1 pseudogene is annotated in these 1,664 nt (G+C 32.6%); it reads right to left on the bottom strand.

The window, feature by feature from the left end:
• A pseudogene (locus tag WBF61_RS02800) lies at window positions 1-1,274 on the bottom strand (hypothetical protein); the annotation flags it as partial.
• Window positions 1,275-1,664: the final 390 nt, after the last annotated feature.

The raw sequence follows: 1,664 nt of genomic DNA, 5'->3' as shown, positions 1-1,664 counted from the left end.
AGTGTTATGCCATATTGATACTGAGTCTGATAGTCACTCATATGCTCATCCAATGAACTAGAGCTTGAACGCTCTTGCCACGTATTGTACTGTGCATCTCCAGGGTTACTAATCCAATAAGACTGATCAGTAATTTGTCGGTAAGCTAAATTTGTACCAGGATTTTGACCCGTTCCAAAAGCGAAACCTAATGAATAAACACCTTTTGGAGTACGTCCAGAACCTTCATATGCACTACCTACACCGTTGTAACCGACACGACCAGGGACCGTGAGAACAGTTTGCCATTGCTCTCCGTTTTTTTCGAATAAAGAAACGGTTGCACTTGAACCAGTTGCGACAACACTAATAATTTGATGAGTTAACTTACTAGTGGAAGTTCGTGCAATCAATCCTTCAATTCCATCTTGTTGTTCTGGTTTCTCTGGGCTTATTGTAGTATCCAATTTATCTTGAATAGGTTTTTTTACTGTAGAAGCATCCGTTTTAGTTGAAGAAACTTTTTCTTTTTCAGCCTCTTCTTTATCCTTTTTTTCTGATTCTTGCCGCTCTTTTTCTAATGTAGCATTCTGTTCTTCTTTTTCTTTCAACTCTTTATCCTCTAGGGCTGTTTGAATAGCTTTTAGAGCTTCAACTAAACTCGTTTTAAATGGTTCACTAGTCAAAGAATCAATTTTTTTATTTAGTTTATTATATTCAGAACGAGAGATAGATTCTTTTACGTTTAGCTTATCGAAATCCTCAAAAAATAGGTTTAATTCTTTCTTTACAGCAAGTTGTGATTTGCTTTGTTCAATGCTATCCGTAATTGTTTTAGCAAAAAGTGGATGGGTTTTATTTAATGAGGTTAACTCTTTTTCCTCTTTGGAAAATTCAATATCGTCACTTGTAATTTTTTCGTTAGTAAATTTATTATGTATAGAGAGTTGAATAGCGTACATTTTTTTAGCTGAATCTAGTCTTTGTGAATAGTTTTTTAACTCTATTTTATTTGATTTAGTCAGATTGAATTCATTTAATACTTGAAGAGAGTCTTCAGCTTTAGTTATTTTTACTTTTGAAATAGATTCGCTTAAAAGTTGATAATCATCATTTTTATAGAGTTGTTTCACATTGTATTTGACGGTTGTAAAAGCTTTTTTGATTTCTGTTTCTATTTTTTGTGCTTCTTTCGCTTGTACGTTAATTTTATGTTGATGTAAGCTTATTCCACCTGTAATTAAGAATAAAATAAGTATAAGTGCAACGAGTAGTTCTTTTCTTTTTTTTGTCATTTTCTAACTCCTTCTATGATGGATACATTCGCCAATAGTAATGCTACTTAATCGTTATCAAATAGGGTTTTTATCAGATAAAGGAAGGCTTAAACATATAATATAACGAAAGAGTTTTAATTTCTAGCCTTAATTTAAAGTGAAAAGTACCGAGTAAAGAGTAGAAAGGCTACGAGTTATTTAATCTGTTTGTAACACTACTCGTGAATTTGTTACCTTAGAGGTATCGTTTAATTTCTCTTTTGATGCTATACTTGTTAAGTTGGAAAAATTGATTAGATAGATTTACAGGGGGTATTTTTTTTTGAAAAACAAATTAACTACAGGATTAATTGCAGCGATGTTGCTTGCGAGTCCTTTTGTAATGCCGACAGTGGCAAATGCTGAAAG

This window comes from Carnobacterium sp., assembly GCF_049673005.1.
GTDB lineage: Bacteria > Bacillota > Bacilli > Lactobacillales > Carnobacteriaceae > Carnobacterium_A.
The sequence above is the reverse complement of the archived record's forward strand: the minus strand, read 5'-3'. Positions and strand labels throughout refer to the sequence as shown.